The organism is Phenylobacterium sp. (genome assembly GCF_036402295.1).
Taxonomy (GTDB): Bacteria; Pseudomonadota; Alphaproteobacteria; order Caulobacterales; family Caulobacteraceae; genus Phenylobacterium.
Map to the genome: position 1 here is coordinate 1 of NZ_DASWTE010000195.1, position 20,320 is coordinate 20,320.

General features: G+C 70.3%; 22 protein-coding genes. 17 read left to right on the forward strand and 5 right to left on the reverse strand.

What is annotated here, in order from left to right:
• The 4 genes from hutF to VGD44_RS12185 all read left to right on the forward strand — a co-directional run.
• A partial coding sequence (hutF, locus tag VGD44_RS12170) for a formimidoylglutamate deiminase (RefSeq protein WP_331087316.1) occupies positions 1 to 929 on the forward strand: 929 nt, incomplete at its 5' end.
• Complete coding sequence (hutC, locus tag VGD44_RS12175) at positions 926 to 1,657, forward strand: histidine utilization repressor (protein WP_331087318.1); 732 nt, start codon at positions 926 to 928, stop codon at positions 1,655 to 1,657. The genes hutF and hutC, both read left to right, overlap by 4 nt.
• A 54-nt stretch (positions 1,658 to 1,711) precedes the next feature.
• Positions 1,712 to 2,563, forward strand: a complete 852-nt coding sequence (locus VGD44_RS12180; protein ID WP_331087357.1) for an SDR family oxidoreductase — start codon at positions 1,712 to 1,714, stop codon at positions 2,561 to 2,563.
• 30 nt (positions 2,564 to 2,593) lie between these two features.
• Positions 2,594 to 3,469 (forward strand): hypothetical protein, encoded by an 876-nt coding sequence (locus VGD44_RS12185; RefSeq protein ID WP_331087320.1) that lies wholly within the window; start codon positions 2,594 to 2,596, stop codon positions 3,467 to 3,469.
• Here the strand turns inward: VGD44_RS12185 and VGD44_RS12190 are convergent.
• From VGD44_RS12190 to VGD44_RS12200, 3 genes are all read right to left on the reverse strand, one after another.
• Complete coding sequence (locus tag VGD44_RS12190; RefSeq protein WP_331087322.1) at positions 3,408 to 4,112, reverse strand: hypothetical protein; 705 nt, start codon at positions 4,110 to 4,112, stop codon at positions 3,408 to 3,410. The two genes, VGD44_RS12185 and VGD44_RS12190, sit on opposite strands and share 62 nt — an antisense overlap.
• Positions 4,113 to 4,195: 83 nt before the next feature.
• On the reverse strand, positions 4,196 to 5,065 hold the full coding sequence (locus VGD44_RS12195; protein ID WP_331087324.1) for an alpha/beta hydrolase: 870 nt from the start codon (positions 5,063 to 5,065) through the stop codon (positions 4,196 to 4,198).
• 136 nt (positions 5,066 to 5,201) lie between these two features.
• Positions 5,202 to 6,110, reverse strand: coding sequence for a LysR family transcriptional regulator (locus VGD44_RS12200; RefSeq protein ID WP_331087325.1), 909 nt, complete (start codon positions 6,108 to 6,110; stop codon positions 5,202 to 5,204).
• Between the two features lie 88 nt (positions 6,111 to 6,198).
• On the opposite strand from VGD44_RS12200, the gene VGD44_RS12205 reads away from it, so the two are divergent.
• Complete coding sequence (locus tag VGD44_RS12205; RefSeq protein ID WP_331087327.1) at positions 6,199 to 7,734, forward strand: sulfatase-like hydrolase/transferase; 1,536 nt, start codon at positions 6,199 to 6,201, stop codon at positions 7,732 to 7,734.
• Here the strand turns inward: VGD44_RS12205 and VGD44_RS12210 are convergent.
• Positions 7,731 to 8,624, reverse strand: coding sequence for an alpha/beta hydrolase (locus VGD44_RS12210; RefSeq protein ID WP_331087329.1), 894 nt, complete (start codon positions 8,622 to 8,624; stop codon positions 7,731 to 7,733). The two genes, VGD44_RS12205 and VGD44_RS12210, sit on opposite strands and share 4 nt — an antisense overlap.
• Positions 8,625 to 8,749: 125 nt before the next feature.
• On the opposite strand from VGD44_RS12210, the gene VGD44_RS12215 reads away from it, so the two are divergent.
• Both VGD44_RS12215 and VGD44_RS12220 read left to right on the forward strand, forming a co-directional pair.
• The gene (locus tag VGD44_RS12215) at positions 8,750 to 9,412 is read left to right on the forward strand and encodes a helix-turn-helix domain-containing protein (protein WP_331087331.1); all 663 of its coding nucleotides are present in this window, start codon (positions 8,750 to 8,752) and stop codon (positions 9,410 to 9,412) included.
• Positions 9,413 to 9,434: 22 nt separating this feature from the next.
• Positions 9,435 to 9,917, forward strand: a complete 483-nt coding sequence (locus VGD44_RS12220; protein WP_331087333.1) for a hypothetical protein — start codon at positions 9,435 to 9,437, stop codon at positions 9,915 to 9,917.
• On the opposite strand, the gene VGD44_RS12225 is transcribed toward VGD44_RS12220, so the two are convergent.
• Entirely contained in the window at positions 9,914 to 10,612 is a 699-nt protein-coding gene (locus tag VGD44_RS12225; protein WP_331087335.1) for a hypothetical protein, read from the reverse strand. The genes VGD44_RS12220 and VGD44_RS12225 overlap by 4 nt on opposite strands.
• 164 nt (positions 10,613 to 10,776) lie before the next feature.
• On the opposite strand from VGD44_RS12225, the gene VGD44_RS12230 reads away from it, so the two are divergent.
• From VGD44_RS12230 to VGD44_RS12275, 10 genes are all read left to right on the forward strand, one after another.
• Positions 10,777 to 12,999, forward strand: coding sequence for a TonB-dependent receptor (locus VGD44_RS12230; RefSeq protein ID WP_331087337.1), 2,223 nt, complete (start codon positions 10,777 to 10,779; stop codon positions 12,997 to 12,999).
• A 7-nt stretch (positions 13,000 to 13,006) separates the two neighbouring features.
• Positions 13,007 to 14,029, forward strand: a complete 1,023-nt coding sequence (locus VGD44_RS12235; RefSeq protein WP_331087339.1) for a hypothetical protein — start codon at positions 13,007 to 13,009, stop codon at positions 14,027 to 14,029.
• A gap of 9 nt (positions 14,030 to 14,038) precedes the next feature.
• On the forward strand, positions 14,039 to 15,295 hold the full coding sequence (locus VGD44_RS12240; RefSeq protein ID WP_331087341.1) for a hypothetical protein: 1,257 nt from the start codon (positions 14,039 to 14,041) through the stop codon (positions 15,293 to 15,295).
• A gap of 13 nt (positions 15,296 to 15,308) precedes the next feature.
• Entirely contained in the window at positions 15,309 to 16,331 is a 1,023-nt protein-coding gene (locus VGD44_RS12245) for a glutathione S-transferase N-terminal domain-containing protein (RefSeq protein ID WP_331087343.1), read from the forward strand.
• Positions 16,332 to 16,340: 9 nt separating this feature from the next.
• A complete protein-coding gene (locus VGD44_RS12250) occupies positions 16,341 to 17,147 on the forward strand; it encodes a TIGR00730 family Rossman fold protein (protein WP_331087345.1) in 807 nt (268 codons plus the stop codon).
• Positions 17,148 to 17,207: 60 nt separating this feature from the next.
• Complete coding sequence (gene rutA / locus VGD44_RS12255; RefSeq protein ID WP_331087347.1) at positions 17,208 to 18,290, forward strand: pyrimidine utilization protein A; 1,083 nt, start codon at positions 17,208 to 17,210, stop codon at positions 18,288 to 18,290.
• The gene (rutB, locus tag VGD44_RS12260) at positions 18,271 to 18,999 is read left to right on the forward strand and encodes a pyrimidine utilization protein B (RefSeq protein ID WP_331087349.1); all 729 of its coding nucleotides are present in this window, start codon (positions 18,271 to 18,273) and stop codon (positions 18,997 to 18,999) included. Before rutA ends, rutB begins: the two co-directional genes overlap by 20 nt.
• A 12-nt stretch (positions 19,000 to 19,011) precedes the next feature.
• Positions 19,012 to 19,401, forward strand: coding sequence for a pyrimidine utilization protein C (gene rutC / locus VGD44_RS12265; RefSeq protein WP_331087351.1), 390 nt, complete (start codon positions 19,012 to 19,014; stop codon positions 19,399 to 19,401).
• Entirely contained in the window at positions 19,401 to 20,003 is a 603-nt protein-coding gene (locus VGD44_RS12270) for a nitroreductase family protein (protein WP_331087353.1), read from the forward strand. Before rutC ends, VGD44_RS12270 begins: the two co-directional genes overlap by 1 nt.
• A 29-nt stretch (positions 20,004 to 20,032) precedes the next feature.
• On the forward strand, positions 20,033 to 20,320 hold a 288-nt coding region (locus tag VGD44_RS12275), incomplete at its 3' end, for a hypothetical protein (protein ID WP_331087355.1).

The following is a 20,320-nucleotide window of genomic DNA, read 5'->3' on the forward strand; positions in this document are numbered from 1 at the left end:
CCGCGGCGGCCGAGGCGACGGGGATCGGGCTGACCCTGCTGCCGGTGTTCTACGCCCACTCGGGCTTCGGCGGCGCGCCGCCCACGGCCGGCCAGCGGCGGTTCGTCAACGACCTCGATGGCTACGCCCGTCTGCTCGAGGCGTCGCGCGCAGCGGTCCGAGGCATGCCGGACGCCGTGGTGGGCGTCGCGCCGCACAGCCTGCGGGCCGTGACCGAGGGCGAACTGGCGGCGCTGCTCCACCTGGACGGCCCGGTCCACATACACATCGCCGAGCAGGTGAAGGAGGTGGAGGACTGCACGGCCTGGAGCGGGGCGCGGCCGGTGGAATGGCTGCTCGACCGGTTCGGCGTCGACCGGCGCTGGTGCCTGGTCCACGCCACCCACATGACGCCGAGCGAGCGCCAGCGGCTGGCCGCCAGCGGCGCCGTCGCCGGCCTCTGCCCGATCACCGAGGCCAACCTGGGCGACGGGGTCTTCCCGGGCGCGCGCTACTTCGCCGAAGGCGGCGCGTTCGGAGTCGGCTCGGACTCCAATGTGCGGATCGACGCGGCCGAAGAGTTGCGGCTCCTGGAATACGGCCAGCGGCTGACCGAGCGGGCGCGCAACGTGCTGGCGCCGGGGCCCGGCGTGTCCACGGGCGGGACGCTCTACCGCGGCGCGCTGGGGGGCGGCGCGCGGGCGCTAGGCGTCGAGACCGCCGGGTTCGCCGTCGGCGGCTCGGCCGACTGGATGGTGATGGACACAGACAACATCGACGTCGCCGGCCGTTCGGGCGACGCGATCCTCGACGCCTTCGTGTTCGCCGGCGGTCGCGCGGTGAAGGACGTCTGGCGCGCCGGTCGCCGGGTGGTCGAGGACGGACGCCACGTGGACCGCGCGCGGTTCGCGGAGCGCTATCGGCAGACCTTGGAGCGCCTGCTCGCATGACCGGTCGCCAGGACGAGAGCCTGAACAAGCGGATCCGCACCGACATCTCGGAGCGCATCCTCTCGGGCGCCTGGCCGCCGGGCCACCGGATCCCGTTCGAGCATGAGCTGATGGCGGCGTACGGCTGCTCGCGGATGACCGTGAACAAGGCGCTGGCGCCGTTGGCCGAACAGGGCCTGATCGTGCGGCGGCGCAAGGCCGGCACCTTCGTGGCGCGGCCGCGCATCCACTCGGTGGTGCTGGACATCCCGGACATCGCCGCCGAGGTGACGGCGCGCGGCGAGCCCTACGGCTACGAGCTGTTGTCGCGCCGCGTGGGCCGGGCGGGGTCGAGCGAAATGGCGGAGCTCGGCCTGGACGCGCCGGTGAAGGTGCTGGCGCTGCGCTGCTTGCATCGGGCGAGCGGCCGGCCCTTCGCGCTGGAGGAGCGGCTGATCAACCTGGACGCTGCGCCGGAGGCCGCGGACGTCGATTTCGGCGAGACGCCGCCGGGCGGGTGGCTGCTGGGGCACGTGCCGTGGACCCAGGCCGAACATCGGATCAGCGCCGCCAACCCCAGCCGCGCGATCGCCGGCGCGCTCGGCATCGAGACGACGACCGCCTGCCTCGTGCTGGAGCGCCAGACCTGGCGCGGCGCCGACCGGATCACCCACGTGCGGCTGTTCTTCCCGGGCGAGGCCTACGACCTGGTCGCCCGTTTCGCGCCGCGGCAGGAGGCGGCCGGCTAGGCCATCCGCTGTCCGCCCCCATATGCTTTGCTGAACAGGGAGAGGGGCGTGTCCGTGGGGCAGAAATCCGTCGTCGTCACCGGGGTCTCGACCGGGATCGGCCTAGCGGCGGCGAAGGTGCTGGCCGCCAGGGGCTTCCACGTCTTCGGCAGCGTGCGGAAGGCTGCCGACGGCGAACGGGTCGCAGCCGAGGTGGGGCCGAATTTCACGCCGCTGATCTTCGACGTCACCGACGAGGCCGCCGTGCAGGCCGGCGCGCGGACCGTGGAGGCGGCGCTGGGCGACGCGACTCTGGCGGGCCTGGTCAACAACGCGGGCATCGCGGTGGCGGGGCCGTTGCTGCACCTGCCGACCGAGGAGTTCCGCAAGCAGCTCGAGGTGAACCTGACGGGCGTGGTGATCGCCACCCAGGCGTTCGCGCCGCTGCTGGGCGCGCGGTCGCCGGCGGTCAGGGACCCGGGCCGGATCGTCAACATCTCCTCGGTGGGTGGCAGGACGGCCAACCCGTTCATGGCCCCTTACAACGTCTCGAAGTTCGGGCTGGAGGGGATGTCCGAGGCGCTGCGGCGCGAGCTGCTGCCGTTCGGCGTGGACGTGATCGTGGTGGCGCCCGGCGCGGTGGCGACGCCGATCTGGGACAAGGCCGACGAGACCGACACCGCCCGCTATGCCAATACGATCTACGCCCCGATGCTGGACCGCCTTCGGGCCTACATGCTGCAACTCGGACGCTCGGGCCTGCCGCCGGAACGGATCGGCGAAACGATCCATGAGGCCCTGACGACCCCGCGCCCCAAGGTCCGCTACACGGTCTCGCCCAGCATGTTCCAGGTGTTCATGTCCGAGCACCTGCCGAAGCGCACGCTCGACCGGATCGTGGGCAAGCGGCTGGGACTGCTGCCGTAGCGCTTTTCGAAAGTCCGGTTCGGAGTCAGGATGCGTCTGACGACAGGGGAGGACGCCATGGCCGTGGCTGAGCTGGCAGGCGAGTTCCGCGTACCGCGCAATGCGTTCCAGCAGGCCCAGGGGTCGATCCACAACGACGCGGTGGCCTCGAAGCTGGGCTTCAAGGGCGGCACGGTGCCGGGCTCGGTCCACATGGACCAGTTCGTGCCGATGCTGCTGGAGCTGTACGGCGAGCGGTGGTTCGAGCGCGGGGACATGTCGCTCCACTTCACCCAGGCGACGGTGGATGCAGAGAAGGTGCGGGCGGTTGTGCAACCGGGCGAGGGGCGGGCGCGGCTTTCGATGTTCAACGAGGCGGGCGCGAAGATCTGCGAGGGCACGGCCAGCCAGAGCGCGCCGGACTCGCTGTCGGAGCTTGCGCGCCGGCTGCCGATGCAGACCCCCGCCGAGCCAGGGCGGCTGCGGATGCTGGCGGAGTACGCCGTCGGCGACGAGGTGTTCGACATACCGCTGCGGGTGGAGGTCGCCGACCTGCAGGACGCGCTGGAGCGGATCACCGAGCCGCATCGGCTCTACGCGGACGAGCACGTCCTGCCGCCGTCGCACCTGGTGCGGCTGGCGCACGGGGCCCGATCGAAGGTGCTGGCCGGGGTCGGGCCGTCGGTGGGCCTGTTCGGCTCGCTGGAGGTTCGGCAGTACCGCGGGCCGCTGCGAGCCGGCGTCGATTATGTCGGTCGCACGAAGGTGCTGCGGCTGACCGAGAGCCCGAAGGCGGAGAACGTCTGGTACGATGTGGTGATCGCCGATCCGGCGAGCGGCGAGGACGTGGGCTGCGTCCAGTTCGTCATCCGCCTGATGAAGGCTTCCTCAGCCCTATGGGCGGACGGCGTTCGCGGTCAGGCTTAGGGGCGGCCTGGGCCGGCGTCGGCTTCAGCTCCATCGCGAGCACGGCGCCGTCGCCGTCGGGATCGAGGATCGCGAAGCGGCGGTCGGTGGCGGCGCGCCACTCGCGGGTGCTGATCGACATGGAAAAGTCGCTGTCGGCCCCGCGCACGGGATGCGGCTCGTTGATCAGGCTGTAGGCGGCCGCGCCCTGGCGGCGGTGGTCGACCTGATTGCGGCCGGGCGGGCCACGGCGGCCCATCATCATAGGGCCGCCGCCACCCAGCGCGTCGCGGCTGATCTCGGGGACAAGTTCCTCCTCCCAGCGACGCGCCTCGATCATGCCGAGCTGGCCGTCGCCGTCGGCGTCCACGACCTTGAACCAGGCGTCGGCCTCGGCGCGGAACTCGTCGCGGGTCAGCCGGCCGTCATGATCGGCGTCGGCGGCGGCGAACCAGGCGGCGACGGGGTAGGGCTGGCCGGGCGGCGCGCGGAACGGCTGGCCGGCGGGGCTGAGGAAGAGCTGGGCGCGGGGCGGCGGCGGTCCGCGTGGCTCCTCGCGGCGGTAGAGCCGGTCGATGTCGTCGGGCGGCGGCTGGGCCTGGGCGGCGCCCACCCACGCACAGGCCGCCAGCGTCCACGCCAGAACCCAGGAATTCGAACGCATTCACGCCCCCGACCGAAGGAGACGTAGAGCTTCCACGTCAATGGCGGCGGCGCAATGTCACCGCCGCCATCTTTCGGCGCCGGTCAGGCCGGTTCGAGGGCGGTCGCGTCGGTGGTCGCGCCGATGTCCTTGCCCTGCAGCCACCCCAGCAGGTCGGCGTTGATCACGTCGGCATGGGTCGCGGCCATGCCGTGGTCGAAGCCGGGATAGACCTTCAGGGTCCCGTTCGGCAGGAGCTTGATCGACTTCAGGGCGGAGTCGGCGATCGGCACGATCTGGTCGTCGTCGCCGTGCATCACCAGCACCGGGATGGTGATGGACTTCAGGTCCTCGGTGAAGTCGGTCTCGGAGAAGGCCTTGATGCAGTCGTAGTGGGCCTTCACGCCGCCCATCATCCCCTGCAGCCACCACTTGTCGATCAGGCCCTGGCTGACTTTCGCGCCTGGACGGTTGAAGCCGTAGAACGGGCCGGACGGCACGTCCTTGAACATCTGGGCGCGGTCGGCGGTGAGCGCTGCGCGGAAGCCGTCGAAGACCTCGATGGGCAGGCCCTCGGGGTTGGTGTCCTTCTTGACCATCACCGGCGGCACGGCGCCCAAGATGGCGGCCGCAGCCGCGCGGTCGGTCCCGTGGCGGGCCAGGTAACGGACCACTTCGCCGCCGCCCGTGGAGTGGCCGACGTGGACGGCGTCCTTCAGGTCCAGCGCCAGGACCAGCGCGCGCAGGTCGTCGGCATAGGTGTCCATCTCGTTGCCGTCCCAAGTCTGGGTCGAGCGGCCGTGGCCGCGGCGGTCGTGGGCGACGACGCGGTAGCCGTTGTCGGCGAAGAACATCATCTGCGCGTCCCAGTCGTCGGACGACAGCGGCCAGCCGTGGCTGAAGACGATGGGCTGTCCGGAGCCCCAGTCCTTGTAGAAGATTTCGACGCCGGGCTTCACAGCGATCGTGGGCATTGGGGGCTCCTCTCAAGGGGTGGAAGCCGCACCCATCGCGCCGATCCGTGACAGCTTCAATTCAACCCGCGGTGTTCGTGCGCTCGCGTGGCGTGGCGCCTGGGATCCGGGCGCCGGCGACCATAGCTGGCAGCTATCAGGCGGCGGCGCTGAGCGGCTTTTCGGTGACAGCGGCCTTGGAGAGCTCGGCCATGGCCTTGATCAGCGGTGAGCGCCAGCGCTCCGCCGTCGTCAGCATCCAGCAAGCGTAGGGCACGTCGAGGGTGGACGAGATCGCCACCAGGCGGCCTTGCCTGAGCTGCTCCTCGAAGAGGAAGGAGGCGCCCATGGCGATGGTGTCGGTGTCGAGCGTGCGCTGGACGATGAGGGCGTAGTCGTCGCTGACGAAGGACCGCAGGTTCTCGGCCTCGTCGCGGGTCATCTCGCCGGCCCAGCGTTCGATGCCGGGCAGCACGTTGGGCAGGGCGAAGGGGTAGACGAGCAGCTCGCGCGGCCCGGCGTCCGCGAGCGCCAGCGCCGGGTGGCCCGGGCGGGCGACTAGGATGATGGCGTCCTCGAAAAGCTTCTTGCGGATCAGCTCGCCGTAGCGGGCGGCGTGCTCGGAGTAGCCGAAGGCCATGTCGACGCGGCCGTCGTGCAGGGCGGTCATGACGCCGGGGCCGGTTTCCTGGATCGTCTCAACGTGCAGCTTGGGGAAGCGCACGGCGACGCGCCGCAGGAGCTCGGGCAGGGGCTTCAGGCGCGAGCCCGGGCCGACGGCGATGCGAATCCGGCCCTCCTCGCCGCGGGCGAGTTGTTCCAGGTCGCGGGAGAGGGCGGCGACGCCCTGCAGCAGCGCCTCGGCGCGCTGGGCCACGAAGGCGCCGTAGGCGGTGGGTCGCGCCGCGCCGCCGTTGCGCTCGAACAGCTTCAGCGAGAGCTGGGCTTCGAGGCGGGCGATGCTCTTCGACAGCGTCGGCTGCGAGATCGAGAGCTTCCGCGCCGCGCCCGAGAAACCGCCGGCGCGGCAGATTTCGAGGATCTGTTCGAGGTGCCGGAGCTCCATGCCCGCGGGCTATAACATCGCGACGCCCAATTGTGCAGATCGCCGGCGCCGATCCGGCTAGCGTTCCGGCCGAACTGGAGTCCACAGGATGCGCAAGACCCTCGTCGCCACCGCCGCCCTGGGCCTCGCGCTGGCAGCCGCGCCCGCTTACGCGGCGCCGGCGCGCAAGCCGAACATGATCGTGATCCTGGCCGACGACCTGGGCTATGGGGACACCGGCGCCTACGGCAGCAGACACGTGAAGACGCCCAACATCGACGCCCTGGCGGCGGACGGCGTGCGGTTCACCCAGGGCTATGTGAGCCATCCGGTCTGCGCCCCGTCGCGGGCGGCGCTGCTCACCGGCCGCTACCAGACCCGCTTCGGCTACGAGTTCAACCCGGTGGGCCGCGACCGGACGGGCGGCGTGTCGCTCGACGAGACGTTCATCGGCCAGGCGATGCAGCAGGCGGGCTACCACACCGGCATGATCGGAAAGTGGCACCTGGGCGAGTCCGGCGGCTACCACCCCGTGGCGCGCGGCTTCGACGAGTACTTCGGCACCACCGCGGGCGCCAACGCCTTCATCGTCGAGACCAGGCCGGGCGACGAATTCCACACGCCGCCGGGGGCCGAGGCGACCTACGGCACGGCCGAGGGCGGCGCCGGCCTGGGCGAAGGGAGTGAGGCCGAACAGATGGTGCGCCTGCGGGCCCGCGCGCCCATCAAGCGCGGCCGCGAGCCCGTGGAGGTGAAGGACTACCTGACCGACGCCTTCACGGAGGAGGCGGTGCGCTTCATCGGGGCCAACAAGGACCGGCCGTTCTTCCTGTACCTCGCCCACACCACGCCGCACACGCCGCTGCAGGCGCCGGCCAAGTACATCGACCGCTACCGGCACATCGAGAACAAGGGCCAGCGGGTCTATGCCGCCATGGTCTCGTCGCTGGACGACAGCGTCGGCGCCGTGCGCGCGAAGCTGAAGGCCGAGGGGATCGAGAAGGACACCGTCATCGTCTTCCTCTCGGATAACGGCTGCGCGGGCTACGTCGGCGACGCCTGCACGAACGCGCCGCTGAACGGGTACAAGGGCATGCACATGGAGGGCGGCGTGCGCGTGCCGTTCGTCATGGCCTGGCCCGGCCACATCAAGCCGGGGCAGGTGGATCCCCGGGTGGTCTCGAGCCTCGACATCGCACCCACGGCCGCGGCGCTGGCCGGCGCGAAGCTGCCGAAGGGCTCGGACGGGGTGGACCTGACGCCCTACGTGACCGGCGCGAAGAAGGACACGCCCAACCCGACGCTCTACTGGCGCTCCGGCCTGAACTACGCGATCCGCGACGGCGACTGGAAGCTGTGGATGGTCAACCGCGCCGACCCGTCGGAAGCGGCGAGCAACGCCGCGCGGGTCACGCCGGACGGCGTGCAGGCCACGCTCTCGCCGCTGGGGCGGTTCGTGATGCTCTACGACCTGAAGGCCGATCCCGGCGAGCGGACCAATCTCGCCAACGCCCGGCCCGAGGTGGTCGCGCGGCTGCAGGCGAAGATCGAGGCCTGGGACAAGGGCAACGTTCCCCCGCAGTGGACCAGCATGCGCCAGTCGGTCCGCCGCGTGGAGGGCGAGCTGGTGAAATTATATCCCTAGCGCGGCGTCCGCACCCGTTCGTCGATCGCGGCCTGCAGCGTCGGCTCGGCTCGTTCGCCGGCGAACCAGGCGGAGAGGACCGCGGCGACCGCTTCGGGCTGTTCGGGCAGGATGGCGTGGCTGGCGTGGGGCAGGCTGACCAGGCTCAGCCGCTCGCCAATGTCGCGTTTCAGGACGGCGCCGTTGCCGGGCGGGGCGATCGGATCCTCCTCGGCCTGGACCAGCAGGACCGGTGCGTGGCCGGCGGTCCACCAGTCCCGTGGCGGCGTGGCGCGGTTGGCGGCGCCCTGCGTGCGGGCCATGGCCGGGACCCAGCCGCGGAGCCAGACCGATGGATCGTTGCCCTTGGCGAAGAAGGCGAGCTGGAGGTCCTTCAGTCGCTCGGCGTCGGGCTTCTCGCCCACGGCGGCGGAGCCGTTCAGGGCGGTGCGGACCTCCTCGGTGGGTTGGACCTCGCCGCCGCCGGCCAGCAGGGCGACGGTGGCGACCCTGTCCGGAGCGGAGGTCGCCAGGGCGCGGCTGACGCGATTACCAAACGCGTGGCCGACGACGTCGACGGGCCCCGAGCAAAGCGCCGAAAGGATCACCGCGTAGTCCTTCGCGAGCTCGAACAGGTTCGCAGCCGCCGGACCGCTCGAGCCGCCGGCGCCGCGGGGCTCGGGCAGGATCGCCATGTGGCCGCGCCGGGCCATGCGGGCGGCCAGGTCGTCGAAATCGCCGACCTTGCGACCCAGCGAGGGGATGTAGAGCACCGGTCGGCCCTGGCCCACGGTGCGCACGTGCATGACGACGCCGGGCGCGGTCTCGATCGTTCGGCCCTCGCCGACCGGCTGGCAGGTCGCTGACGGGGCGGAGGCCATGAGGAGGCTCGCGAGCAAGGCGGCGGACATGTCCCAGCTTAGTCGTCGCCGCGGGCAAGCCAACATAGCCGCCGGCTATCCGGCGATGGCGTGGCGGGTCGGGCGGGGTTGTGCGAGGCTGAATAGGCACCTGGAGTTCGACCCTGCCCAAGCCGTTGTCCGTCGCGAACGATCCCGCCCCGCCGGTTACTGAGCGCGAGGCCGAGCGGCGTGAGCACTTCATGCGGGTGGCGGCTGCGGTGTTCCGCCAGCACGGGCTGGCGCGGGCCACGATGGAGCAGGTGGCCGCGGCGGCGGGCGTGACGAAGGTGGTGCTCTATCGCCGCTTCGCCTCGAAGGACTCGCTGATCCTGGCGATCTTCGCCGAGAGCGTGCGGCGGCTGAAGCTGCAGGACGCGAAACCTTGGACCGGCTACGGCGGCGGCATGCGCCGGGCCCTGGCGGCGGCGCGCTCGTTCGAGGACGGCTTCATCCTGCTGGTCCGGCATGGCGATCAGAACCCGGCCTACCAGGCGAGCCACGAGGCGCTGCGGCGGCGGACGGGCCTGCGGCTGCGCTCGCTGCTCTGGCATCCAAACTCGGTGCCGCCGAAGGAAGGCCGACCGGCGCTGCTGGAGCTGTCGCTGGAGCCGATGATCTCGTTCTGCAACGACGCGCTCGCCTACTGGGTCGAGAAGGGCGATCCGGCGAAGGACGAGCTGTTCATCCGCTGGTGCGGCCAGATGATCCGCGCCTGGCGCCACAACGCCGCCGAGCTGCTGGACCTGGATTCGCCCGAGCAGGAGTGGCCGTTCGACACCGAGGGCGCTGAGCCCTGAGACGCTTGGAGAGAGCAGGATGGTGAGCCGCAGGGAAGCCCTGATCGGGGCCGGGATCGTCATGGCCGCGGCGTCGGACGCCATGGGCCAGCCGGTGAAGGCGCCGCCGGTGAAGCCCGAGCACGCGAAGTTCGCGGCCGAGATCGCCGCGGCGCAGGAGCGGCTGGACGCCTTCATGAAGGCCTTCAACGCCCGCGACATCCCCGCCTACGAGGCGACGTTCAACTTCCCGCACGTGCGCTTCGCCTCCAGCAAGGTGACGGTCATCAACCCGGGCTTCCACAAGCCGGAGATGTTCACGCGCGGGGCGCTGGCGGAGTGGGACCACTCGGCCTGGGCGCGGCGCGACGTGATCCACGCCGGCGCCGACAAGGTGCATATCGACACGCGCTTCAACCGCTACCGCAAGGACGGCAGCGTGATCGGCGGATTCGACTCGATCTACATCGTCACGCGCGTGGACGGCCGCTGGGGGATCCAGGGGCGGTCGAGCTTCGCGCCCTAGAGGGGGACCAGCAGCGAGCTGGCGTTCCAGGTGTCGCGGGTGATGAGCTGGCGGCGCCGGAAAGCGGCCATTGCATCGGTGGTCGGGTTGCGCGACTCCTCCCAGACGCCGTGATCCTTGTAGCGGGTCAGCAGCAGGAGCCGCGTCTGGCCGGCGGTCCTGTCGGCCGCGGTCGGCTCGGCCGTGAACAGGCCAAAGATGTTTGTGTCGAAGCGGGCCTCGAAATCGCGCCAGCCGGTGGTCGAGAGCTCGATGAACTCGGGCAATGCCGACGTGGCGATGACGAACCAGCGGTGGACGTAGATGCCGCCGGGCTTGGGCCGGTCGGTGGCGGTCGGCCGCGCGGTGGCCTGGAGGCGGTGGCGTTCGGCCGACTTCACGCCGGGCGCCTCGGCGAGCGCCGCCATCGCCGCGTCGCGGCCTTCGGCGTCGGGCGTCCACCCGACCAGCAGCGCCGCCTCGCGCGCATGCCAGCCGAGTTGGGAGCTGAAGAGTCCGAGCGGCGCGCCGCCCGCCTTGTCGAGGCCGGCGGCGCGGACTTGCTCGGCGAAGCCCCGGGTGGGCGGCGTGCCCGGCGGGGCGTCGAGGTCGAGGAACAGGTAGTCGTACACGCGGCCCTCCGCGGCCTGTACGGCCGGCGCGAACAGCAGGGCGCCGGCGCCTGCAAGCCAGCGGCGGCGGTCGATGGCGGTCATGCGCCGACATTCCGGCCCGCATCTCCCGCGCGTCAAGCGGACAGCGCGCTATGGCTCCAAGCCTTGCGGGCATTGGAAATGCCGAACCCCGTTCGATAGCGTCGCAATCGCTGTCACCGCGCAGTAACAGCCCGTTGCAAGGGCGCGCGAGCGAGGGGGAAGAGATGACCAAGTTGCAGGCCCTGAAGACCGCCTCGATTGCTGCGATCGCGTGCGCAATGGCTGCGCCGGCGTGTGCGCAGACCGAGATCGAGGAACTGCTGGTCACGGCGCGCAAGCGCGAGGAGCGGCTGCGCGACGTGCCGGTCGCCGCCACGGCGCTCAGCGCCGAGGACATCCGGGACCAGGGCGGCCTCGCGAATGCCCAGGCGCTTCTCAGCAACTCGCCCGGCGTGAACTTCGCCAACACCTCCAATGCGCTCACGTCCGACGTCTCGATCCGGGGTTCGGGGACGTCGCGCGCGACGAACGCCGAGGCCGGCGTCGGCCTGTTCCGCAACGGCGCCTTCATCGGCGGCGGCAACGTCGCCGGGCGCACATTCAGCGGCATCGACCTGTTCGACGTGCAGCGCATCGAGGTCCTGCGCGGCGTGCAGGGCGGCCTCGGGGGACGCAACGCCTCCGGCGGGTCGATCAACGTCATCACCGCGCGGCCGACCGACAAGTTCGAAGGCTACGTGCTGGGCTCGATCGGCATGCACGAGCGGCGCGAGGTCGAGGCGGTGCTCAACGTTCCCATCAACGAGCACTTCTCGACGCGCTTCAGCGTCGACTACGGCAAGAAGCCGAAGGGCTTCTACCACCTGTATGTCATCGACGAGTACGCGGACGCCACCGAACGCGAGTTCTTCCGCGCCCAGCTCGGCTACAAGAACGGCCCGTTCACGGCGAACCTGATGCTGGAGCGGGCGAACGAGCGGGTTCCGGGGCTGGTCTATCAGGTCGTCACCTTCGCGAACGCCAACTTCCCACAGGGCTATTTCAGCGACAAGTACGACACGCCCTGGAACTCGCCCTCGCAAGGCAAGCAGCGTCTCAGCAACCTGGAACTCACCACCACGACAGATCTCGAATGGGCGACGCTGTCGACGATCGTGAACCTTCGTGACCGGCGGGGCCAGAACCAGTACGACCGCGACGCGTTCTCGCGCGAATTCTTCACCGCTCTGTCCGCCATGCCGGGCCGAGTGTCGGCTTCCGGCCTGACCGCGATCCGCAACGCCGACTACAACCTGGGCGGCGACCAGATCGACCACGCCCGGCTCAGCTACTACGGCGCCCACCTCCTGGGCGAGCGGAACGGGTTCGATTGGCTGGTCGGCGGCGAGTGGTACCTGCTCAACGACACGACCTCCAACATCCTGGGCAAGTCGCCGACACCCGCCAGCCCGAACTTCGGCACCATCACCCGCGGCAAGCTCCGCTTCTCCTCGTACGCGGTTTACGGCTCGCTGGGCTACGACCTGACCGACCGCCTGAACCTGTCGGGCGACCTGCGCTACACCCACGACAACAAGGACTTCCTGGCGCGCCAGTTCCTCTATCTGAGCGACATCCCCGTCACGAACCCGAACCTGAACCCCACGGCGTCCAGCACCGAAAGCAACGTCTCGTACACGGCCACGGTCGCCTACAAGCCGACGCCGCTCATCCTGCTCTTTGCCAAGGTAGGCTCGGCCTATCGCGCCGGGGGCTTCAACGGCAACCTTGGGGATCCGCGCCAGCCCATCCCGATACCGCCCGCTTTCGACAACGAGACGGTCACCGCCTACGAGGTCGGATTCAAGGGCAACCTGACGCGCGACGTCTACGTGACCGCGGCGGCGTACTCGAACAAGTACAAGAACCTCGTCATCCAGGGCGACAACGGGTGCCGCGCGAACAATCCGGCCTGTCCGGTTCAGGCGACGTCGTTCGCCTTCAACGCGGGTCCGGCCAGGCTCTGGGGGATCGAGGTCGAGGCGACGGCGCGCGCGGAGGTCGCCGGCGGCAACCTGCGGGTCACCCTGGGCGGCTCGCGCCAGGGCGGCCACGTCACCAGCGGCGTCTACGATGGCTACCGCCAGCCACAGCAGCCCAAGTGGACCCAGACCTTCAGCGTCACCTATCGCCGCGACATCGTCGAGGACGTCAGCGGTTATGTGAACCTCAACGGGAACGCCCGCCAGGGCGGCGTCCAGGAGGCCAATCAGACCACGCTGCTGCACGATTATGTGCTGTTCAACGTGCGCGCCGGCGTCACGTGGCAGCAGTGGGACTTGACCGGCTTCGTGAACAACGCAGGCCAGGAGAACTACCTCGTCTTCCACGCGCCGTCGGCGACCGGCGACGTGCGGCGCTACAACCTGCCCCGCACCTGGGGCGTCCAGCTCCGATATGCCTGGTAGAGCACACATGAAGCCCAGCCTGGTCCTCGCCGCGCTCGTCGCCATCTTCCCGGCGGCGACGCCCGCCGCTGTCTCGGCGCAGCCCGCCGGGCCGGCGGCGGCCACGGGAGGGGCCGAGATCCGCTATGGCCAATGGCCCGATGCCGCGCGGTCCGGGCGGATCGTGCCCTACAAGCTCTACCTGCCGAGAGGCGACGGACCGTTCCCGGTGGTCGTGCACAGCCACGGCCTGGGCGGGAACCGCGAGGCCTCCAGCTACATCCTGCAGGCGGTGGCGGACGCCGGGTTCATCGTGGTGACGCTGCAGCACGCGGGCTCGGACAGCGGCATCCTGGCCCGCGGCGGCGGGATCGAGGCGGCGGGCCGCACGGCCATGACGGCGGAGGCGGCGCAGGCGCGCTACGGCGACCTGCCGTTCGCGCTGGACCAGCTGGCCAAGGAGCCGGCGCTGAAGGGCAAGGCCGACTTCGACCGCGTCGGCATGTCGGGGCACTCGTTCGGCGCGCTCTCGACGCTGACGGCGGTGGGTCAGCGGCTGGCGTCGGCGCCGGCCGAGACGCGCTTCCAGGAGCCGCGGATCAAGGCGGCCATCGCCTACAGCCCGAACAAGCCGCGCGGCGACGACCCGAAGGCCGCGTTCGCGCGGATCAGGACGCCGATGCTGCACTTCACCGGCACCGAGGACGCGACGCCCTTCGACCTGGAGCGGACACCCTTCGAGCGGACGACGCCCTACCAGGCGATCTCCGGCGCGGACCAGTACCTGATCGTGCTGGACGGCGCCGACCATGCGCTGTTCGGCGGCCGGCGCGTCGCCACAGGCCAACTCAAGTCCATCGATCCGCAGCAGATGGAGATCGTGAAGGCTGAGACGATCCGGTTCTGGCGGGCCTATCTGAAGGGCGACGCGGCGGCCCTGGCCGAGTTGTGCGCGACGCCGATGAGGCTCGACGCGGCAGGTGACGCATACGTGAAGGCCGTGCGCTGCGGGCCGCCAACCCCCATCGCGCCGGTCGACGGGCTGCGCTAGCGTCCGCGCATGGACAAGCTTTCGGCTTCCCGTCGCGCCGTGCTCGGCGCGAGCGCGCTGCTCGCGGCCGGACCGGCCGTCGCCGCAGGGCCGGCGGGCGAGGCCGAAGCGAAGGGCATCCTCGAGCGCTATCACAGCTTCGGCGACAAGGCCTCGGGCGGCCCCGGCGACGAGGCCAGCGGGGCGTGGTTGGAGGGGGAGCTGACGGGGCTGGGCTATGCGGTCGTTCGCCAGCCGTTCGACGCGCCGGCCTTCGAGGGTGAGGCCACGCTGGCGACGGGCCAGGCGATGGCCGGGCTCATCCCACAGGCTATCGTCACCCCCACGCTGGCGGGCGGGATCACCGGCCCCTTGCACGGCGGCGACCGGGACGGGGGCATCGCGCTGTTGGTCCTGCCGTACGCGCGCTGGTCGACGGCGCTGGGCGAGGTCGAGCGACGGGTCCGCGCGGCGCGTGGCGATGCGGTGGTGTTGGTCACCACGGGACCGACCGGCGAGGCCTGCGCCCTGAACGCGCCTTCCGACCGCAAGCTGTTCGACCGACCCGTGGCGGTGCTCGCGCCGAAGGAGGCCGCGCCGTTCGTCTCCGCCTCGGCCAGCGGAGAGGCTGCGACGCTGAGCATGCCCGGGCGGTCGTTCCGGCGGCCGGCCTACAACGTGACCGCTACGCTGACCCGACGGCCGAGCGGCAAATGGCTGGTGCTGTCGACGCCGCGGTCCGGCTGGTTCGGCTGTGCGGGCGAGCGGGGCACGGGCCTGGCCGTCTGGCTGATGCTGGCGGGCTGGGCGGCGAAGGCCAACCTGCCGGTCAACGTCGCCCTCGTGGCCACCAGCGGGCACGAATACGAATACCAGGGCGGCGAACTCTACATCGCCAAGGTCGCGCCGAAGCCGGACGAGACCGCGCTATGGGTCCACCTGGGGGCCAATGTCGCCGCCCGCGATTGGCACGAGCGCGGCCCGCTGCTCGCGCCGCTGCCCAGCGCCGATCCGCAGCGGTTCCTGCTGGCCGCGCCAAAGCACGTGCCGGCGCTGGCGGCGGCCTTCGCCGGGCAGCCGGGGCTGGAGAAGCCCTATCCAGTCAACCCCGCCCAGGCGGCCGGCGAGCTCGGCAGCATCCTGCACGCGGGCTACGACCCGGCGATGGGGATCTTCGGCAGCCACCGCTTCCACCACACCCGCAGCGACGACCTGCGCTGCGTCTCGCCCGCCCTGATCCCGCCCGTCGTCGCGGCCCTGTCGAAGGTGATCAGCGGCGCGTTTTAGAAGGAGCTCACGGATGCCCGCGCACTATCGGATCCTCGGCGGCCTGGGCTCGCCGTACTCGATGAAGATGCGGGCGATCCTGCGCTATCGGCGCCTGCCCTATGTCTGGATCCAGGTGACGCCGGCCAACGACGCCGAGCGGGCTCAGGTGCGGCCGGCGGTGATCCCGGTGATCCAGTACCCGGACGGCAGCTACCACAACGACTCCACGCCGATGATCTACGAACTGGAGGCGCGCCACCCGGACGACCGCGGGATCGTGCCGCCCGACGCGGGCGACGCCTTCCTGGCCTACCTGATCGAGGACATGGCCGACGAGTGGGGCACCAAGCTGATGTTCCACTACCGCTGGGACGCCGAGCGCGACCAGGTGCGGATGAGCGAGTGGCTGGCCTATGACCGCGGCGCGAGCGGCGGCTACGACGGCGTGAAGAAATTCGCCGACTTCTTCCGCGAGCGGCAGGTGGGGCGGATGCCGATCGTGGGCTGCACCAAGGAGAACGCGCCGGTCATCGAGGAGACCATGCGCCGGCTGTGCGCGATCTTCGAGGCCCACGTGCTGGAGCGGCCGTTCCTGTTCGGCTCGCGACCGTCGCTGGCCGAGTTCGGCTGGTATGGTCAGTTCTCGCAGTTGGCCAACGACCCGACGCCCAGCGACCTGATGCGCGAGATCGCCCCCTTCACCTACCGCTGGCTGATGCACCTGGACGACGCCTCGGGTGTCGACGGCGCCTGGCGCCAGGCCGACGAGCCGCTCGCGGCGGCCGTCGAGCGACTGCTGGCCCTCGCCGGCGAAGTCTACCTGCCGTTCCTCGAGGCCAACGAGGCGGCGCTTCGGGCAGGGGAGGAGAGCTTCACGGTCGAGCTGTTGGGACGGCCCTACTCGCAGGGGACGTTCAAGTACCAGGCGAAGTGCCTGGAGAGCCTGCGCCGCGCCTACGCCAACCTGCCGGCCGAGGCGAAGGCGCGGGTGGCACCAATGCTGGAGGCCGCCGGCGCGCTGGGAGCGCTGACGCGGAGTGCGCAACCGGCCTAAAAGGGCCGAATGAGCGATATCCATCTCCATCCGAGCGCGCCACAGACCGCGTCGCCGACCTACCGCCTGGCCTCGATGGACCAGGACTTCATCATGGGCCCCTCGATGCGAGGGGTCCGTTTCCTATTGGAGTTCGCCAAGGTCGACGAGGCGCTGCGCAACTGGAGCGTCCGCTCCACCATCGTGGTGTTCGGCTCGGCGCGGATCCGCGAGGACGGGCCCGAGCCGCATCCGCGCTGGTACGCCGCCGCCCGCGAGTTCGCCGCCCTCGCGTCCAAGCGCGGCGGGGCGCACCTCTCGGCCAAGGGCGAGCGCTACAACGTCATCTGCACCGGCGGCGGGCCGGGCATCATGGAAGCCGCCAACCGCGGCGCCACGGACGTGGGCGCGCCGTCGATCGGGCTCAATATCACCCTGCCGCACGAGCAGTACCCCAACGCCTATTCGACGCCGGAGCTCACGTTTCGCTTCCACTACTTCGCGATGCGCAAGATGCACCTGGCCATGCGGGCGAGCGCGCTGGTGGTGTTCCCCGGCGGCTTCGGGACGTTGGACGAGCTGTTCGAGATCCTGACCCTGCGCCAGAGCGAGAAGTCGCCGCCGATGCCCATAGTGCTCTTCGACGCGGGCTACTGGCGCTCGATCGTCAACTTCGACGCGCTGATCGAGCACGGGATGATCGCCCCGGGCGACCTGGACCTGTTCCGGTTTGCGGAGACGCCCGAACAGGTGTGGGAGTGCCTGCTGGCGGGCGGCCTGCGCCCCTACGAGGACATACCGGAACCGCCGCCGGCCGACGTGCAGGACCTGCGCTAAGGCAGGCTTGCGTCGGCCAGCGCAGCGGGGCCAACTGGACGGCCGCAGTAGGGGGCTTCCATGGACATCGGCGTCTTCATCCCGATCGGCAACAACGGCTGGCTCATCTCGGAGACCTCGCCGCAGTACATGCCGAGCTTCGAGCTGAACAAGACCGTCACGCAGAAGGCCGAGCGGTACGGCTTCGACTTCGCGCTCTCGATGATCAAGCTGCGGGGGTTCGGCGGGAAGACGCAGTTCTGGGAGCACAACCTCGAGAGCTTCACCCTGATGGCGGGGCTCGCGGCGGTGACCAGCAGGATCAAGATCTTCGCGACCGCCGCGACCCTGACCATGCCCGCGCCGATCGTGGCGCGGATGGCGTCCACCATCGACTCGATCGCGCCCGGGCGGTTCGGAATCAACCTGATCACCGGTTGGCAGAAGGCCGAGTACGACCAGATGGGCCTGTGGCCCGGAGAGAGCCACTACAGGGACCGCTACAACTACCTCGCCGAGTACGCGACGGTGCTGAAGGAGCTGATGGAGACCGGCGTCTCCGACTTCAAAGGCCAGTACCTGGAGATGCACGACTGCCGGGTGAGCCCCAAGCCGACGCCGGGGGTGAAGATCATCTGCGCCGGATCCTCCGACGAGGGCCTGGCGTTCACGGCGCAGTACGCGGACTACTCGTTCGCGCTGGGCAAGGGGACGAACACGCCCACGGCCTTCGCATCGGTGAACCAGCGGCTGGAGGCGGCGAAGGCCAGGACCGGGCGCGACGTGGCCAGCTACATCCTCTTCATGATCATCGCCGACGAGACCGACGAGAAGGCCATGGCGAAGTGGCAGCTCTACCGCGACGGCGCCGACCAGGGTGCATTGGCGTGGCTCACCAATCAGGCGGCGCCCAACGCCCAGGGCGGCACGTCCAACACCAACACCACCCAGCTCGCCGCGCCTGAGTCGGCGGTGAACCTGAACATGGGCACGCTGGTGGGCAGCTTCGAGAGCGTGGCGCGGATGCTGGACGAGGTGGCCGCCGTGCCGGGCACGGCCGGGGTCCTGCTGACGTTCGACGACTTCGTGCGGGGGGTCGAGGACTTCGGCGCGAAGATCCAGCCGAAGATGAAGAGTCGGGCGCATGTCCACGCCCCCGCCTAGAGCCACAGTCCCGATCCCCGGCGCCGTGACGTTGCCGGCGCGGCCGGAGAACCTGCCGATCGACCCGAAGGCCACGGCGCTGCTCGTGGTCGACATGCAGAACGCTTATGCCTCGCCCGGCGGCTACCTGGACCTGGCGGGGTTCGACATCGGCGGCGCCGCGGGCGTGATCGAGAAGATCGCGGTGCTGGTGGAGACCGCGCGCCGATCGGGCGTGACCGTCGTGTTCTTCCGCAACGGCTGGGACCCGGAGTACGTCGAGGCTGGCGGGCCGGGATCGCCCAACTGGTGGAAATCGAACGCGCTCAAGACGATGCGCGAGAACCCTGAGCTGCAGGGCAAGCTGCTGGCCAAGGGCACGTGGGACTATGCGCTGGTGGACCGGCTGCAGCCGCAGCCCGGCGACATCGTGATCGAGAAGCCGCGCTACTCGGCCTTCTACAACACAGCGCTGGACTCGGTGCTCAGGGCCCGCGGGATCCGGAGCCTGGCCTTCTGCGGCATCGCCACCAACGTCTGCGTCGAGAGCACGCTGCGCGACGGCTATCACCGCGAGTTCTTCGGCGTGCTGATCGAGGACGCCACCCACCAGGCCGGGCCGCCCTTCCTGCAGGAGGCCACGGCCTACAACGTCGAGAAGTTCTTCGGCTGGGTGTCGAACACGGCCGACTTCTGCGGGGCGGTGGGCCAGGCCCCGCCCGAATCCTGAGAGGACGACCACATGCCCAAGACCGTCATCACCCCGCCGGGGACCGGCACACCGATCGCGCCCTTCTCGCCGGGGACTCTGGCCGACGGCGTAGTCTATGTCTCGGGGACGCTGGCCTTCGACAAGGACAATAACGTGGCCCACGTGGGAGATGCGGCGGCGCAGACGCGGCAGGTGCTGGAGACCATCAAGTCCGTCATCGAGACCGCCGGCGGCGCGATGGAGGACGTGACCATGAACCACATCTTCCTGAAGGACTGGGCCGACTACGCGGCCATGAACAAGGTCTACGCCGAGTTCTTCCCGGGCGAGAAGCCGGCTCGGTTCTGCATCCAGTGCGGCCTGGTGCGGCCGGACTTCCTGGTCGAGATCGCGACCATCGCGCACATCGGGAAGAAGTGATGTCCGAGACCACGATCAACGGTCGGCAGGCCGCGCACGGCGTCGACCCGATCTTCCTCGAGCGCTGGTCGCCGCGGGCGTTCACCGGCGAGGCGATGCCGCCGGAGCTGCTGGACCGGCTGTTCGAAGCGGCCGGCTGGGCGCCCTCGGCGTTCAACGGCCAGCCGTGGCGGTTCGTCTATGCGCACAAGGGGACGGCCGACTGGGACCGGCTGTTCGACGTGCTGATCCCCTACAACCAGGGCTGGGTGAAGCACGCCTCGGTGCTGATGTTCGTGGTCTCCGACCGCTGGCGGAGGAAGGCGGGCGCCGAGCCCACGCCGGTGCGCAGCCACTCGTTCGACGCGGGCGCGGCCTGGGGCTATCTGGCGCTGCAGGCCAGCCGGATGGGTTGGGCCGCGCACGGCATGGCGGGGTTCGACGTCCAGCGCGCCTACGAGGCGGTGGGCGCCTCGGAGACGGAGCATTGCGTCGAGGCGGCGGTGGCCGTGGGGCGGCCGACGGACGCGTCCATCCTGGACGAGCCCTACCGGTCGCGGGAGGTCCCGAGCCAGCGCAATCCGGTGTCGAGTTTCGCGTTCGAAGGACGGCTGAAGGCCTGACACAAGGCCCGGTCGCGAGGGGGTTACAAATGAGTGCTGCAGATCCGCGGGGCGGCTTCCATCCGGATTCCGTCCACCTGCTGCGGACCACGATGCAGGCGCAGTACCAGCTGAGCCAGATGGCCGACCAGAAGGCCAACATGGTGCTGGGCGCGAGCTTCGTGATCTTCACGGTGAGCATCAGCCTGGGCAACACAGGCGCGCGGCCGTTGCCGCTGATGATCCTAGGCGCGGCGGCCTTCTTCGCGGCGTGCCTGGCGGTGCTGGCCGTGCTGCCGTCGGTGAAGGTCCCACCGCGGCCGGACGGGCCGGCGAAC